The following is a 15,507-nucleotide window of genomic DNA, read 5'->3' on the forward strand; positions in this document are numbered from 1 at the left end:
TCCGCCGGGCCTTCCGGCTTCGCAATCACGGCGGAACGAAGGAGAACAACATGGCCGATCCGGCACGCGCGAGGAAGCTCGCCGACAGAATCAAGGTCATCATCGCGAAGCGGCTCGACCGCGGCCTGCGTGATCCGCGCCTCGGGTTCGTGACGATCACGGACGTGCAGGTGACGGGCGACCTGCAGCACGCGACCGTGTTCTACACGGTGTACGGCACCGACGAGGAGCGCGAGGGCTCGGCGGCGGCGCTCAAGGCCGCCACCGGCATGCTCCGCAGCGAGGTGGGCAAGAACATCACCGCCCGGCTCACCCCGACGCTCGAGTTCCAGCTCGACGCGATCCCGGAGAACGCCGCGCACATCGAGGATCTGCTCCGTGAGGCGCAGAAGCGCGACACCGAGGTGGCCGGCCTGGCCGCCGGCGCCGCGTACGCCGGCGACGAGGACCCGTACGTCAAGCCGCGCGAGCTCGACGAAGAGGAGTGACCTCCCGCGAGGTTCACGTCGTTGCCCTCATTCCGGCGTTTTAGCGGCAACGACGTGAACCTCGCGCGGGGCTAGGGGAGGGCGTATCCGCCCTGCGCTTCGACGGCGAGACCGTCGGCGAGCAAGCCCGCCAACGCACGATCCCGCTGGGCCGCGTCGGGCCACACGGTCTCGAGCTCGTCAGCCGTGACCGGGATGTGCGACGCGCGCAGTTCGGCCATGATGCGGCCGCGCACCTGTCGGTCGCTGCCCTCGTACCTCTTCTGCACCGCTTTGCGCGGTCCGTCGTACGACGGGGAGCCCGCCGCCCGCCAGGCGCACGTCGCGGCGAGAGGACAGACGTCGCAGCGCGGCGTGCGGGCGACGCACACGATCGCCCCGAGCTCCATCATGCCCGCATTGAAGGCGGCCGCCGCCCGTCGATCGGTGGGGAGCAGGGCCTCCATCGCCGCGAGGTCCCGTCGCGCGCTCGGCGGGCCGGGCTCCGCCTGGCCGTCGACGGCGCGGGCGATCACCCGCCGGATGTTGGTGTCGACGACCGGATGCCGCTCTCCATACGCGAAGACCGCCACCGCCCGTGCGGTGTAGTCGCCGATGCCGGGGAGCGCCAGCAGCTCCGTCACATCGTCGGGCACCACGCCGCCGTGCCGTTCCGTGATCGCGACGGCGGCCGCGTGCAACCAGAGGGCGCGGCGCGGGTAGCCGAGCGACTGCCAGGCGCGGACCGCCTCTCCGGGAGGGACGGCGGCGAGGTCGGCCGGGGTCGGCCACCGCTCCAGCCACTCCTCCAGGCGCGGGATCACGCGGCTCACCGGTGTCTGCTGCAGCATGAACTCGCTCACCAACGTCCCCCACGCGGTGAAGCCGTCGCGGCGCCACGGGAGGTCGCGGCGGTTGTCGTGGTACCAGTCGACGACGGTCTCGGCGAGGGTCTCACGCATCCTTCGAGGCTACCGTGCAGCGGCGCGGCCTATGCTCGTGGCATGAGACTGCCCCCGACGCCGCGCGTGCTCCTCCTCCGGGAGGTGGCGGATGCGATCCGCGCCGCGATGCCGCTCGGCCGGGTGATCGTCGCGGTCGACGGCGGTGGCGGCACGGGGGCGTTCGCCGACGACCTGGCGGAGGTGTTCCATGAGGCGGGCGTGGAGGCGTTCCGGGCCTCCATCGCCGATTTCCATTTTCCGCGGGAGCGGCGGCTGCGCTTCGGGCCGGAGACGCCGGAGGACTACTACCGCTCGTCGTTCGACTACGTGACGCTGCGGCGGGTGCTGCTCGATCCGTTCCGGTTCGCCGGAAGCGCGGGCTTCCAGACCGCTGCATTCGACGAGGCGCGCGACGCCCCGATCGAGAGTCGCTGGGAGACCGCGGGACCGGACGCCGTGCTGATCGTCGACGGCGAGTTCCTGCTGCGGCCGGAGTTGCGGGGCGACTGGAGCGCGTCCGTGCTCCTGGTGAACGCGCCGGAGTGGGAACTCTACGAGCGGGACGCGCGCCCCCGGGAGGTCGCGGACATCCTGGTCGACGACGCCGATCCGGCGTACCCGGTGCGCGTCGGTCGCTGACCGGAGGGTGTGACGCGGCTCAGCCGCGCAGAAGCGGGTCGAGACGCTCGACGACGGCCTGCGGCGAGAAGAACCCGCCGGTCCGCTCCACCTCGTGCACCAGTGCCGTGAGCTCGGCGTTGACCGGCGCGGTGCGGCCGATCGCCGCCGCCTCCGCCACGACCGCGCCGTTGAGGTAGTCGATCTCGCTGCGCTGGCCGCGCCGGATGCTCTGCAACGTCGACCCCGGGTTGGGCGTCCTGCCCATCCTGCGTCGCATCAGGAGCGGTACGACCTGGGCGGCCCAGCGGGGTGCGCGGGCGACGAACCGCAGGATGCGGTCGTCGAGCCCCTGGATGCTGCCGTAGCGGACGCCGCGGTCGAGTCCGACGCGGGTCGCCTCCTGCAGGCTGGCGGTGACGACGGCCCGGAGCCCACGGTCGCCGAGGGTCTCCTGGACGCTGAGGCCGGTGATCGCCGCCATCGCGTTCACCTGGTTGACCATGAGCTTGGTCCACTGGCAACCGGTGAAGTTGTCCACGGCGAACGCGGGCATCGCGGCGTCGAGGATGCGCGCCGCCGCCACGGCGAACGCGGGGGGAGGGCCGTCGCCGGCTCCGAGGTAGGTGTTGGCGGTCGTCGTCACGGTGACCCGGCCCGGAGCGAGGTAGCTCGACGCGTACAGGGCGAGTGCGCCGACGCAGTCGGAGTCGGGCAGCAGCTCGACCGCCTGGCGCAGCCCGGCGAGGCCGTTCTGCACGACGACGACGGTGATCCCGCGCAGCAGGTGCGCGTTCTCCTCGATCGCGGCACGGGCATCCTGCGCCTTGGTGCAGAGGAAGACCAGCTCGGGGGTGGACTGCAGGGTCTCCGCGGCCTCCACCCGGGCGGTGTGGCTGCCCCAACCGCCGTCGAGGTGGAGGCCGTCCGCGCGGATGGCGGCCAGGTGGTCGCCGCGGGCGGTCACCTCCACGAGATGCCCGACGCGATCCAGCAGCGCCGCGACGGCGCCGCCGATCGCTCCTGCTCCGATGACCCCGATACGCACGCCGTCCAGCCTACGTCGAGAGCGACGGACCGGACGGCGGGCAGGCGATCAGGCGATCGGGCGATCAGGCGACGGGGATGGCCGTGGGCGGGTCCGCGACCGGGGAGCCGGGCGCGGGCGCGCTCGCCGCCGCGTGCTCGCTCTCTGCGGCGGCCGCCAGCCGGGCGGCGAGCCGCCGGCCGGGCAGCGCCAGCGCGATCACGGCGGCCAGGGCCAGCGCACCGGCTCCGACCCAGACGGCGGGGATGGCCGCATCCACGTAGCCGGTGGGCGTCAGGGTGCCGCCGGCCCCGGTGAAGACCGCCGTCAGCACGGCCACGCCGAGGGCGACGCCGATCTCCCGGAGAGTGGAGTTGGTGCCCGACGCCTTCGCGTGGTCGGCCGCGCGCATGTTGGCCAGGACGGCGGTGGAGCTGGGCGCGAACACGAGGCCCATGCCGATGCCGGCGAGCAGGAAGGGCGGCCAGATCTCCGCGTAGGCGACGGTGGCGGAGAGGGTCAGCGCGATCCACGCCATCGAGATGGTCAGCAGCACGAGCCCGATCACGATGGGCAGGCGGGTGCCGGTCCGCGACGAGACGAGGCCGGTCAGCGGGGCGACCACCATCGGGGCGAGCGTCCAGGGCATCGTCATCACGCCGGCCTCGAGCGGAGTGTGACCCTGCACCACCTGGAGGAACTGGATGAGGATGAACACCGCGCCGAAGATCCCGAAGCTGAAGGTCATGCCGACGAGGTTCGCCGCCGTGAAGCTGCGGTCCCGGAACAGGCGCAGCGGCAGGAGCGGAGCGGAGGTCCGCGACTCCCAGAGCACGAAGGCGACGAGCAGCACGCCGCCGCCGATCAGGGAGATCAGCACCTCGGCGCTGTCCCAGCCCGCGTCGTTGCCGCGCACGATGCCGTAGACCAGGCCGAAGACGCCGGGGGCGGCCAGCACGAGCCCGACGATGTCGGAGCGCACGCGGGCGCCGAAGCTGTTCGGGAGGGCGAGGAGCACGAGGGGGACGGCGATGACGCCCAGGGGGACGTTCAGCCAGAAGATCGCCTGCCAGTTCCAGCCTTCGACCACGGCGCCGCCGATGAGCGGGCCGAGGGCGACGCCGAGTCCGGAGATGCCGCCCCAGATGCCGATGGCGGCCGGGCGCAGGCGGGCGCTCACGCTGCCGGCGAGCAGAGTGAGGGAGAGCGGGAGGAGGGCCGCGGCACCGGCTCCCTGCACGGCGCGTGCGGCGATGAGCATCCACGGTTCGGTGGCGAGGGCCGCCGCGGCGCTGGAGAGGGTGAAGACGACGATGCCGCCGAGGAAGACGCTGCGCCGGCCGAACCGGTCGCCGAGGCCGACGGCCATGAGCATGAGGGTGGCGAAGCTGAGCGTGTACGCGTTGACGACCCACTGGAGCTCTTCGATGGAGGCGCTGAGATCGCGGGCGATGACGGGGAGGGCGCTGGTGACGACGAGGTTGTCGAGGGTCGCCATGAACATCGGCAGCGAGGCCGCCACGATGGCGAGCCACACCGGGATGCGCCGGCCGGCGAGGGTGCGGGCCGGGGCGAGGTCTGTTGCGGTCATGGGGCGGGTGTCCTGTTCTCGGATCGTGGGTCGGGATCGAGGTAGTAATCGAATGATTACTCCGGACTTTAGTAATCGACTGATAACCTGTCAAGCGTGACGGACAAGATCAGTGAGCGGATCCCCTCCGCCGAGCGTCGGGAGCAGATCCTCGGTGCCGCCGGCCGCGTGTTCGGCGAACGCGGCTACTTCGGCGCGACCACCGACCAGATCGCCAAGGCGGCCGGCATCAGCCAGCCGTACGTGGTGCGCATGTTCGGTGGCAAGGAGAACCTCTTCGTCGAGGTGCTCATGCGCGCGTCCGACATCCTGCTCGTCGCCTTCACCGAGACCATCGGGGAGTGGACGGCCCAGGGGCGCCCGGGCGGGGTCTCCGGCGACCCGTGCAAGGAGATCAGCCGTCGGCTGGGGCTCGCCTACGTCAACCTGATCGAGGACCGCGGCATCCTGCTCTCGCTGATGCAGGGGTTCGGGATGGGGCACGACCCGGTCATCGGCGCCAAGGCCCGCGAGGGCTTCCTGGCGATCTACCGCGTGCTCCGCGAGGACGCCGGTTTCGAGGCGGACGACGCCCGCTCGTTCCTGGCCGAGGGGATGCTGCTGAACACCCTTCTCGGACTCCGCCTGCCCGATGAGTACGGCGGCGACCCGTGCGCCACGGAGCTGCTCGAGAGCACCTTCCGCACCAAGCTCCAGCTCGTGCTCGACACCACCGGGGCCGACGCGTGACCGGCAGCGGTCTCCTGCTGGTCGACAAGCCCGGCGGGATGACGAGCCACGACGTCGTCTCGCGGGTGCGCCGGCTCGCCGGGACGCGCAAGGTCGGGCACGCCGGCACGCTCGACCCGATGGCCACCGGGCTGCTCATCGTCGGGGTGAACTCGTCCACGCGATTGCTGACGTACATCGTGGGCGCCGACAAGGAGTACCTCGCGACCATCCGGCTCGGCTCCACCACCATGACCGACGACGCCGAGGGGGAGGAGACCGCGCGCGCCGCGGAGGAGGCGCTCGCCGCGGTCGACGCCGACGCCATCCATTCCGGGATCGCCCGGCTCACCGGAGAGATCCAGCAGGTGCCGAGCTCGGTCAGCGCCATCAAGGTGGACGGCAAGCGCGCCTACGCCCGGGTGCGGGCGGGGGAGGAGGTCGTCCTCCCGGCGCGCGCGGTGACCGTGAGCGCGTTCGAGCTGCTCGCCGAGCGCCGCACCGCCGACGCGATCGACCTCGACGTCCGCGTCGTCTGCTCGTCGGGCACCTACATCCGCTCACTGGCCCGCGATCTCGGTGCCGGCCTCGGCGTCGGCGGGCACCTGACGGCGCTGCGTCGCACACGCATCGGCGACTACGACGTGCGCGACGCCCACGACCTCGATACGCTCGATCCGGCGGCGGCACTGCTGCCCGCGGTGGACGCGGCGGCGGCGCTGTTCGAGCGCCTCGACCTCACCGAGCAGCAGGCGATCGACCTGACGCACGGCCGTCGCATCCACATCGCCGACCGGGAAGGACCGGGCGGCGTCCCGGTCGCGGCCGTCGCCCCGACCGGTCAGCTGGTGGGGCTCGTCGAGTTCCGCGGAAAGGAAGCACGGACGCTCGTGAATTTCCCGACGGACGAGATCGCCACGGCATGATCGAGTGGTTCACCACGGCCCAGGTGATCGTCGCCTGCGCCGCCGGGCTCCTCTGCCTCGTGCTCGGCTTCGCCGGCCGCGTGCCGAACGACCTGACGATGGGGGCGGTCGCCCTGGTCGAGCTGCTGCTCATCGCCCAGCTGGTCGTCGCCGTCGTGGCGCCCGCGGTCGGGAACGCGCCGAGCGGCAGCCTGCCCGAGTTCTACATCTACCTGATCTCGGCGATCATCCTGCCGGCCGCAGGCGGCTTCTGGGCCCTCATCGAACGCAACCGCTGGAGCACCGTCATCCTGGGCGGCGTGTGCCTGGCCATCGCCGTCATGGTCTACCGGATGGGCCAGATCTGGTTCGTCCAGGGCGCCTGAGCGCGCTCGGGCCGCGAGCCGCCCGCCGGCGCGAATAGAATCGTCATCGATGTCTCCCCTCACCTCGTCCGCGAGCGAGCGCGTGCAGCGCCCGCCGTCCCGGCGCATCTCCGGCATCGGCCGGGTGCTCGTCTTCGTCTACGGCGTCCTCGCGCTGGCCGCCACCGGCCGCAGCGTCTTCCAGATCATCGACCGGTTCGAGGAGGCGCCCGTCGCCTTCACCCTCTCGGCCGTCGCCGCCGTCGTCTACATCGTCGCCACGATCGCCCTGGTCGCGCCCGGTCGCGTCTGGTACCGGGTCGCGTGGATCACGATCTCCTTCGAGCTCGTCGGCGTGCTGGTGATCGGATCGCTGAGCCTGTTCGCCCCCGCGACCCTCGGCCTGCACGACGTCGACCCGTTCGGCCGGGACGCGACCGTCTGGTCGGTCTACGGGATGGGCTATCTCTTCATCCCGCTCGTCCTCCCGGTCCTCGGCCTGATCTGGCTGCGCCGGCACCGCCCGCGGACGGACGCGTCGTGAAGGTCTTCCGCGCCGTCGAGGAGGTGCCGGACGGCTTCGGCCCGAGCGCCGTCACGATCGGCAAGTTCGACGGCGTCCACTCCGGCCATCGCGCCGTCATCGCCCGGCTGCGCGAGGTCGCGGCCGACCGCGGGCTGACCGCGGCCGTCATCACGTTCGACCGCAACCCGCTCGAGCTGATCGCGCCGGAGAAGTGCCCGGCGTCGTTGGTCAGCAACGGTCAGAAGCTCGACCTGCTCGCCGGGACGGGCATCGATGCGACGCTGATGGTCGCGTTCGACCGCGCTCTCGCCGACCTGGAGCCCGAGGAGTTCGTGCACCGCATCCTGGTGGACCGCCTGCACACCGCCGCGGTGCTCGTCGGCAGCGACTTCCGTTTCGGCCACCGCGGAGCGGGCGACGTCCCGCTGCTGCGGGAGCTGGGGGAGAAGTACGGCTTCGCCGTCGAGCTGATCGACGACGTGCGGCCGGAGCACGGCAGACGCGTGTCGTCGACGTGGATCCGCGAACTGCTCGCCGAGGGCGATGTGGCGCACGCCGCGGAACTGCTCGGGCACGTGCCGACCCTGCGCGGCGTGGTCGTGCACGGCGCCGCCCGCGGCCGCGAGCTCGGCTACCCGACAGCGAACCTGTCCCCGGAGTCGGAAGGGCTGATCCCGGCCGACGGCGTGTACGCCGGCTGGTTGACGGACGGCGGCGAGACCTACCCTGCCGCCATCTCCGTCGGCAACAACCCGACCTTCGAGGGCGTGCCGCACAAGCAGGTCGAGGCCTACGTCCTCGACCGGGAGCTCGACCTCTACGGGCACTGCGTCGAGGTGTCGTTCGTGCAGCGGATCCGCGGGATGGTCGCCTACCACGGGGTCGAGCCCCTGATCGCCCAGATCGCGGCCGACGTGGAGCAGGCGCGCGGCATCCTCTCGGCCGAATCCGCGTGAGCGACTCCGCGACCGGCGGCGTGCGACCGCTCTGGCAGGGGCGCGCCATCGCCCTCCTCGGCATCCTGCTCGTCGCGACGAACCTGCGCACGGCCGTCGCCGCCCTCTCGCCCATCTATGCCGAGATCCGCGGGGAGTTCCCGATCTCGAGCCTCGGCGTCGGACTGCTCGGGATGCTCCCGCCGATCTGCTTCGCGGTCTTCGGGCTCGTCGCCCCCTCCTTCACCCGGCGGCTGAGCCTCGAAGCCGTCATGCTGTGTGCGCTCGGCGTCATGCTCGCCGGGCACCTGCTGCGGGCGTCGGCGCCCTCGTTCGCGCTGCTGGCAGTCGGCTCCGCGCTCACGTTCGCCGGCATGGGGGTCGGCAACGTGCTTCTGCCGCCCCTGGTCAAGCGCTACTTCCCCGACCGGATCGGGCTGGTGACCTCGCTCTACGCCACGGTCATGTCGGTGAGCACGCTGCTGCCGCCGCTCATCGCCGTGCCGGTCGCCGACGCCGCCGGCTGGCACGTCTCGGTGGGGATGTGGGCGGCCGTCAGCCTGCTGGCCGTGCTCCCGTGGCTGCGCATCCTCGTGTCGCACCGGCCCGCGCATCCCGCGCACGACGTGGAGGTGGAGGGCGCTCCGCCGGCGATGGTCGGCCGGGTGTGGCACTCGCCGCTGGCCTGGGCGATGGCCGTCGTCTTCGCCGTCTCCAGCCTCAACGCGTACGCGATGTTCGCCTGGCTGCCGCAGATCCTGCACGACGTCGCCGGGACGCCGCCCGCCGAGGCGGGGGCGCTGCTCTCGGTGTATGCCGGCATGGGCATCCCCGCCGGGCTGCTCGTGCCGCTGCTGGCCTCCCGGCTGCGGAGCGTCGCCGGCCTGATCTACGCGGCCGTGGGGTTCTTCATCGCGGGCTACCTCGGGCTGATCCTCGCCCCGGGCGGCGCCACCTGGCTCTGGGTGACGTTCGCCGGGCTGGGGCCGCTGCTCTTCCCCCTGGTGCTGGTCCTCATCAACATGCGCACCCGGACGCACGCCGGCTCCGTCGCCCTGAGCGGGTTCACGCAGGGTCTGGGCTACACGCTGGGCGCCCTGGGGCCGCTCGCGGTCGGAGTGCTGCACCAGACGACGGGCGGTTGGACCGTGCCGCTGATCGTGCTCACCGCGACGGCGCTCGCCGCCGCGGCGGCCGGGGCCGTCGTCGCGCGCCCGCGCGCCCTCGAAGACCGCCGCTGAGCGTCGCCCAGACGGCGAAACCTCCACCGTCTGGACGGTCCTCGTGCGACATCGAGCCGCTTCGACGCGCCGCCTGTGGAGTGTGCGCTCAGGCGGGGAGGAGGTGGGCGCGGTGGATGAGGGCGGCCGCTCCGATGAGCGGGCCCTCCGACGACAGGGCCGAGGGGACGATGCGCACCTTGCGCACGAACGGGAAGTAGTGCTTCTCGATGACCTCGCGCATGTGGCTGAAGAGGTCGGGGGTGGAGTGCGAGAACCCGCCGCCGATCGCGACCAGCTCCAAGTCGAGCAGCGCGGTCGCGGAGGCGATGGCGTGACCGACGGCTCGGCCGGTGCGGGCGATCGCCCGTCGGGCCACCTCGTCGCCGGCGGCGTAGGCCGCGGCCAGCTCCTCGCCGGTGCTGCCGGTGAACCCGTGCTGCTGCGCCCAGGCGACGGTGTGCGGGCCGGAGGCCATGGCCTCCAGCGCATAGGGATTGCCGAAGGTGTCCTCGCCGCGGATGTCGCCGACCTCCACGTGGCCGATGTGCCCGGCGTTGCCCGTCGGCCCGGTGATGACCCGTCCGCCGACGATGAGTCCGCCGCCGATGCCGGTCGAGATGACCATGCCCATCACGTTGTCGACACCCTGCGCCGCGCCGACCCAGTGCTCCGCCATCGTGATGGCGACGCCGTCCATCTCGAGGGTGACCGGGACGTCGAGTCCGGTCGCGCGCACCTGGGAGCCGATGAAGTCGCGCATCGGGTAGTCGCGCCAGTGCGGCACGTTCAGCGGGGAGACCAGCCCGCGCACGCGCTCGATGGGGCCGGCGCAGCCGATCCCGGCTCCGACGACCTCCGCGTCGCCCGGCACCGCGGCCAGCGCGTCGCGCACGACGCCCCCGACCGAGGCCTCCAGGTCGGCGACCGTCGCGGTGCGTCCGGTGGGGCGGCGGAAGCGGGAGCCGGGCTGCAGGCGGCCGTCGGAATCGACGAGCGCGGCTTCGACCTTGGTGCCGCCGAAATCGACGGCGAGAGCGAGCGGTGTTGACACGACCCTTACCCTAGACGATCCCCATTCTGCTCATTTGAGCAACTCGTGCGCAAAGGTTGCGGACGTCCTAGGCTGGGGGCGTGGCCCTGAACGATACCGACGAGATCCTCGCCGTGAAGGCGGCAGAGCTGTACTACGAAGCGGGGAAGACGCAGGACGAGATCGGTCTCGCCCTGAACGTGAGCCGCTGGAAGGTCGGCCGGCTGCTGGTGGCGGCGCGCGAGCACGGCTTCGTGCGCATCGAGATCGTGCACCCCAGCGCCCGGCGGTTCTCCCTGGAGCGCGAACTGTGCGGCTTCTACGGCCTGGAGGACGCCGTGGTCGTCCCCGCGGCCGAGAGCGAATCCGAGACACAGGCACGTGTCGCGCAGGCGGCCGCCGACTACCTCACCACCTTCCGGCCGGTCCCGCGCACCCTCGGGGTCAGCTGGGGGCGCACCCTGCACGCCGTCGCGGCGCGACTGCGGCCGGGCTGGGCGGTGGGCGTCAACCCGGTGCAGATCAACGGCAGCGTCTCGAGCACGCGCCAGGCGACGGCGGCCGCCGACACCGCCGTGGTCATCGCCCGCAAGGCGCAGGGCACCGCCACGCTGCTGCCGAGCCCCGCCATCTTCGAGCACGCCGCCACCCGGCGTGCGATCGAGTCGGACCGTTCGGTCCAATCCGTGCTCGACCTCGCGCGCAGCGCGAACGCGTACCTGTTCAGCGCCGGCGTGGTCGACACCAGCTCCGTGCATGTCGACTCCGGCTATCTGTCGCCGGAGGACGTGACGGGTCTGGCCGAGAAGGGTGCGGTCGGCGACGTGGTCGGCCGGTTCATCACCGACACCGGCGAGGTCGCCGATCCCGAGCTGGACGGCCGCACCCTCGGCCTCTCGCTCGAGGAGCTGCGCAGTGCCCGCACCAGCATCGCCGTCATCGCAGGCGAGGCCAAGCACCAGGTGGCGCACGCCGTCGTCGCGAGCGGGCTCTGCACCACGCTCATCACGGACGAAGCCACCGCCAACGACCTCCTCGGCCGCAGTCAGCCGGGCTCGTGACCAGAACCAGAACCAGTACCAGTGAGGAATGACGTGACCATCGAAACCACCGTCCCGCCCGTGCGCACGCTCGCACCGGCGGCGCGTGCCGTCGAGGTGCTCGGCGGCGATCTGACCGAGGCGTCCCTGCGGCGCTACCTGAACGGCATCCCCGGGGTCGACGCGGTCGGGCTGGAGCAGCGCGCCGCCGGTCTGGGCACGCGCTCCATCAAGACGACGAGCAAGCGCTGGGCGCTCGACACGATCATCCGGCTGATCGACCTCACCACCCTCGAAGGGGCCGACACCCCGGGCAAGGTGCGGTCGCTGGTCGCGAAGGCGCTGACGCCCGACGCGGGCGATCCCGCCACCCCGCGTCCCGCTGCGGTCTGCGTCTACGGCGACATGGTGCCGTACGCGGTGGAGGCGCTCGGCGCCTCCCACGCGGAGGCGCCAGAGGGCGTCGCCGTGGCGGCCGTGGCCACCGCCTTCCCGAGCGGACGCGCCTCCCTCGCCGTCAAGCTCGCCGACACGGCCGACGCGGTCGCGGCCGGTGCGGACGAGATCGACATGGTCATCGACCGCGGCGCCTTCCTCTCCGGCCGCTACGGGCTCGTCTTCGACGAGATCGTCGCCGTGAAGGAGGCCTGCCGGCGCCCCGACGGCAGCTCCGCGCACCTCAAGGTCATCCTCGAGACCGGCGAGCTGAACACGTACGACAACATCCGTCGCGCCTCGTGGCTGAGCATCCTCGCCGGCGGCGACTTCATCAAGACCTCCACCGGCAAGGTGTCGCCCGCCGCCACCCTGCCGACCACGCTGCTGATGCTGGAGGTCGTCCGCGACTGGCACCGGCTCACCGGCGAAGAGATCGGCGTGAAGCCGGCCGGCGGCATCCGCTCCTCGAAGGACGCGATCAAGTACCTGGTGACGGTGGCCGAGACGGTCGGCGAGCACTGGCTCCAGCCGCACCTGTTCCGCTTCGGCGCCTCCAGCCTGCTGAACGACGTGCTGCTGCAGCGCCAGAAGCTCGAGACCGGGCACTACTCCGGCGCCGACTACGTGACGATCGACTGAGACGAAAGCAGATCAGAATGAGTTTCCTCGAATACGCTCCGGCCCCGGAGTCGCGGTCGATCCTCAGCCTCCGCGACGAGTACGGCCTCTTCATCGACGGTGAGTTCGTCGCCGGTCACGGCACGCCGTTCCAGACCATCTCCCCGGCGACGGAGGAGCGCATCGCGACCATCGCGACCGCCGACTCCTCGGATGTCGACGCGGCCGTCGCCTCCGCGCGCCGCGCCTACGAGAAGGTCTGGTCGCGGATGAGCGGCACCGACCGCGGCAAGTACCTGTTCCGCATCGCGCGCCTCGTGCAGGAGCGTGCCCGCGAGCTGGCCGTCGCCGAGAGCCTCGACAACGGCAAGCCGATCAAGGAGAGCCGGGATGTCGACGTCCCGCTCGTCGCCGCATGGTTCTTCTACTACGCGGGCTGGGCGGACAAGCTGGAGCACGCCGGGCTCGGCCCCGCGCCCCGCGCCCTCGGTGTGGCCGCGCAGGTCATCCCGTGGAACTTCCCGCTGCTGATGCTCGCCTGGAAGATCGCGCCCGCGCTGGCCGCCGGCAACACCGTCGTGCTGAAGCCCGCGGAGACCACGCCGCTGACCGCGCTGCTGTTCGCGGAGATCGTGCAGCAGGCGGGCCTGCCCGCCGGTGTCGTGAACATCGTCACCGGCGCGGGGGAGACCGGTCGCGACCTCGTCGCCCACCCCGACGTGAACAAGGTGGCCTTCACCGGCTCCACCGCCGTCGGACGCGAGATCGCCCGCTCCGTCGCCGGCACCGACAAGAAGCTCACCCTCGAACTCGGCGGCAAGGCGGCCAACATCGTCTTCGACGACGCGCCCATCGACCAGGCCATCGAGGGGATCGTCAACGGCATCTTCTTCAACCAGGGGCACGTGTGCTGCGCGGGCAGCCGCCTCCTGGTGCAGGAGAGCATCCACGACGAGGTGGTGGACCGCCTGAAGAACCGTTTGTCGACGCTGCGCCTCGGCGACCCGCTCGACAAGAACACCGACATCGGCGCGATCAACAGTGCCGAGCAGCTGCAGCGCATCCGCGAGCTGTCGGACATCGGGGAGGCCGAGGGCGCCGACCGCTGGACGGCCGACTGCGCCATCCCGGAGAACGGGTTCTGGTTCGCCCCGACGATCTTCGACAACGTGTCGACGAGCCACCGCATCGCCCGCGAGGAGGTGTTCGGCCCCGTGCTCTCGGTGCTGACCTTCCGCACCCCCGCGGAGGCGATCGCCAAGGCGAACAACACGCCCTACGGCCTCTCGGCCGGGATCTGGAGCGACAAGGGCAGCCGCATCCTCGCGGTCGCCGACAAGCTGCGCGCCGGTGTGATCTGGGCGAACACCTTCAACCGGTTCGACCCGGCCAGCCCGTTCGGTGGCTACAAGGAGTCCGGCTACGGGCGCGAGGGAGGCCGTCACGGTCTCGGCGCGTACCTCGTGCCGGGCCGCGCGCTGCCTGCCGCCGCCACCTCCTCCGCCCGTCCCACGACCCGCAAGGGAGCCACGAAATGAGCCGCCTGGCCGTGCCGAAGACCTACAAGCTCTACATCGGCGGGAAGTTCCCGCGCAGCGAGTCGGGCCGCACCTACGAGGTGCTGTCGGCGAAGGGGGCCTTCCTGGCCAACGCCGCGAAGGGGTCCCGCAAGGACGCCCGCGACGCCGTGGTGGCGGCGCGCGCCGCGGTCTCCGGCTGGGCCGGCGCCACCGCCTACAACCGCGGGCAGGTGCTCTACCGCATCGCCGAGCTGCTGGAGGGGCGACGGGCGCAGTTCGTCGACGAGATCCAGAGCGCCGAAGGCGTCTCGGCCGCCGCGGCGGGGGCGCAGGTCGACGAGGCGATCGACCGCTGGGTCTGGTACGCGGGCTGGGCGGACAAGTTCGCGCAGGTGGCGGGCAACGCCAATCCCGTCGCCGGGCCGTACTTCAACATCTCGGTGCCGGAGCCGACCGGCGTCGTCGCCGTGATCGCGCCGCAGGACTCGAGCCTGCTCGGTTTCGTCAGCGCCGTCGCCCCTGCACTGGTCGCGGGCAACACGGTCGTCGTGGTCGCCAGCGAGCGCTTCCCGCTCTCCGCGATCAGCCTGAGCGAGGTGCTCGCGACGAGCGACGTCCCCGGCGGTGTGGTCAACATCCTCACCGGTTCGCCGGCCGAGATCGCCCCCTGGCTCGCCTCGCACGCCGACGTCAACGCTCTCGACCTGGTCGGCGCGGGCGCGCTGGAGTGGGTGGACCTGCAGATCGCGGCGGCGGACACGCTCAAGCGCGTCCTCCCGCCGGAGAACGGCGTGGACGCCGCGGCCCCGTCGCTCGACCGCATCGCGTTCTTCACCGAGACGAAGACGGTCTGGCACACCAAGTCCCTCCTCTGACCTGAGCATCGGCCCCGACCCCCTCGCCTCTCCGCCCGTTCTGGGGGAGGATGGAGGGAGTCGGGGAGGATGGTACGGATGCCGCAGGAGTGGGACACGGGACGAGGCGCTCTCGCCCTGATCGGAGACAGTCTGACCCAGGGCGGTGACTGGGCCGCGCTGCTGCCCGGCGAGACCGTCTGGAACTTCGGGGTCGCCGGTGACACGACCGACGACGTGCTCGCGCGTCTGGGCGACGTCACCGACTCGGCTCCCGCGACCGTCGCGCTCCTGATCGGCACCAACGACCTCGCTTGGCGCCGCTCGGCCGAGCATGTCGTGCGCAATGTGGAGACCGCCCTCGTCACCCTGCGCAAGGAGCTCCCGGAGGCGCGGATCCTGGCGCAGTCGGTGCTGCCGCGCGGCGCCGAGTTCGCCGATCAGATCAAGGACATCAACCGCCACCTCTGGCAGTTCGCGCCGACGATCCACGCGGGCTGGCTCGACCTCTGGCCGGCCTTCGCGCTGGAGGACGGGGAGCTGAACCCGGCGTACACCGAGGACAGGCTCCACCTGAACGCGGAGGGCTACCGGGTGTGGGCCGGCGAGCTCGTTCCCGCCCTCGAACTGGTCCGCGAGCTTCCGCCCTCGACCCGGGCGATCGAGCTTCCCGATCTGGGCGGCGCGGCCTGAGTCGC

At 71.8% G+C, this 15,507-nt stretch carries 17 protein-coding genes; 13 read left to right on the forward strand and 4 right to left on the reverse strand.

The genetic code is table 11. The features are described from left to right. Positions 1-50: 50 nt before the first annotated feature. The gene (gene rbfA / locus U870_RS0108900) at positions 51-488 is read left to right on the forward strand and encodes a 30S ribosome-binding factor RbfA (RefSeq protein ID WP_025157052.1); all 438 of its coding nucleotides are present in this window, start codon (positions 51-53) and stop codon (positions 486-488) included. A 71-nt stretch (positions 489-559) separates the two neighbouring features. Here rbfA and U870_RS0108905 read toward each other — a convergent pair whose 3' ends face one another. Next, complete coding sequence (locus U870_RS0108905; RefSeq protein WP_025157053.1) at positions 560-1,429, reverse strand: A/G-specific adenine glycosylase; 870 nt, start codon at positions 1,427-1,429, stop codon at positions 560-562. 42 nt (positions 1,430-1,471) lie between these two features. Here U870_RS0108905 and U870_RS0108910 point away from each other — a divergent pair, with 42 nt between their 5' ends. After that, positions 1,472-2,050: a hypothetical protein gene (locus tag U870_RS0108910; RefSeq protein ID WP_025157054.1), complete on the forward strand. Its 579-nt coding sequence runs from the start codon at positions 1,472-1,474 to the stop codon at positions 2,048-2,050. A 19-nt stretch (positions 2,051-2,069) separates the two neighbouring features. Here U870_RS0108910 and U870_RS0108915 read toward each other — a convergent pair whose 3' ends face one another. Further along, positions 2,070-3,077 carry a ketopantoate reductase family protein gene (locus tag U870_RS0108915; RefSeq protein WP_025157055.1) on the reverse strand — a complete coding sequence of 336 codons (1,008 nt, stop codon included), beginning with the start codon at positions 3,075-3,077 and terminating at the stop codon, positions 2,070-2,072. A 64-nt stretch (positions 3,078-3,141) separates the two neighbouring features. Further along, on the reverse strand, positions 3,142-4,647 hold the full coding sequence (locus U870_RS0108920) for a DHA2 family efflux MFS transporter permease subunit (RefSeq protein ID WP_025157056.1): 1,506 nt from the start codon (positions 4,645-4,647) through the stop codon (positions 3,142-3,144). A 96-nt stretch (positions 4,648-4,743) separates the two neighbouring features. Between U870_RS0108920 and U870_RS0108925 the strand changes: the two genes are divergently transcribed. Genes U870_RS0108925 through U870_RS0108950 form a run of 6 tightly spaced genes read left to right on the forward strand, consistent with a single transcriptional unit; the run spans position 4,744 to position 9,327 of the window. Beyond that, a complete protein-coding gene (locus tag U870_RS0108925; RefSeq protein ID WP_025157057.1) occupies positions 4,744-5,376 on the forward strand; it encodes a TetR/AcrR family transcriptional regulator in 633 nt (210 codons plus the stop codon). Further along, positions 5,373-6,281 carry a tRNA pseudouridine(55) synthase TruB gene (gene truB / locus U870_RS0108930; RefSeq protein WP_025157058.1) on the forward strand — a complete coding sequence of 303 codons (909 nt, stop codon included), beginning with the start codon at positions 5,373-5,375 and terminating at the stop codon, positions 6,279-6,281. Before U870_RS0108925 ends, truB begins: the two co-directional genes overlap by 4 nt. Beyond that, a complete protein-coding gene (locus U870_RS0108935) occupies positions 6,278-6,646 on the forward strand; it encodes a hypothetical protein (protein ID WP_025157059.1) in 369 nt (122 codons plus the stop codon). Before truB ends, U870_RS0108935 begins: the two co-directional genes overlap by 4 nt. 49 nt (positions 6,647-6,695) lie before the next feature. Beyond that, positions 6,696-7,169 carry a hypothetical protein gene (locus tag U870_RS0108940; RefSeq protein WP_025157060.1) on the forward strand — a complete coding sequence of 158 codons (474 nt, stop codon included), beginning with the start codon at positions 6,696-6,698 and terminating at the stop codon, positions 7,167-7,169. Beyond that, positions 7,166-8,107, forward strand: coding sequence for a bifunctional riboflavin kinase/FAD synthetase (locus tag U870_RS0108945; protein ID WP_025157061.1), 942 nt, complete (start codon positions 7,166-7,168; stop codon positions 8,105-8,107). The genes U870_RS0108940 and U870_RS0108945 overlap by 4 nt, the downstream gene beginning before the upstream one ends. Beyond that, positions 8,104-9,327: a CynX/NimT family MFS transporter gene (locus U870_RS0108950; protein WP_025157062.1), complete on the forward strand. Its 1,224-nt coding sequence runs from the start codon at positions 8,104-8,106 to the stop codon at positions 9,325-9,327. The genes U870_RS0108945 and U870_RS0108950 overlap by 4 nt, the downstream gene beginning before the upstream one ends. 88 nt (positions 9,328-9,415) lie before the next feature. Here U870_RS0108950 and U870_RS0108955 read toward each other — a convergent pair whose 3' ends face one another. Next, a complete protein-coding gene (locus U870_RS0108955) occupies positions 9,416-10,360 on the reverse strand; it encodes an ROK family protein (protein ID WP_025157063.1) in 945 nt (314 codons plus the stop codon). Positions 10,361-10,440: 80 nt separating this feature from the next. Here U870_RS0108955 and U870_RS0108960 point away from each other — a divergent pair, with 80 nt between their 5' ends. From U870_RS0108960 to U870_RS0108980, 5 genes are all read left to right on the forward strand, one after another. Further along, positions 10,441-11,400: a sugar-binding transcriptional regulator gene (locus U870_RS0108960; RefSeq protein WP_025157064.1), complete on the forward strand. Its 960-nt coding sequence runs from the start codon at positions 10,441-10,443 to the stop codon at positions 11,398-11,400. 33 nt (positions 11,401-11,433) lie between these two features. Continuing rightward, positions 11,434-12,456: a deoxyribose-phosphate aldolase gene (gene deoC / locus U870_RS0108965; protein WP_025157065.1), complete on the forward strand. Its 1,023-nt coding sequence runs from the start codon at positions 11,434-11,436 to the stop codon at positions 12,454-12,456. 17 nt (positions 12,457-12,473) lie between these two features. After that, entirely contained in the window at positions 12,474-13,973 is a 1,500-nt protein-coding gene (locus U870_RS0108970) for an aldehyde dehydrogenase family protein (protein WP_025157066.1), read from the forward strand. Continuing rightward, entirely contained in the window at positions 13,970-14,830 is an 861-nt protein-coding gene (locus U870_RS0108975) for an aldehyde dehydrogenase family protein (RefSeq protein WP_025157067.1), read from the forward strand. The genes U870_RS0108970 and U870_RS0108975 overlap by 4 nt, the downstream gene beginning before the upstream one ends. A 78-nt stretch (positions 14,831-14,908) precedes the next feature. Continuing rightward, complete coding sequence (locus tag U870_RS0108980; RefSeq protein WP_025157068.1) at positions 14,909-15,502, forward strand: SGNH/GDSL hydrolase family protein; 594 nt, start codon at positions 14,909-14,911, stop codon at positions 15,500-15,502. The last annotated feature ends 5 nt before the right edge of the window (positions 15,503-15,507 follow it).

Origin of the sequence: Leifsonia aquatica H1aii (genome assembly GCF_000633535.1) — a bacterium.
Taxonomy (GTDB): Bacteria; Actinomycetota; Actinomycetes; order Actinomycetales; family Microbacteriaceae; genus Leifsonia; species Leifsonia aquatica_A.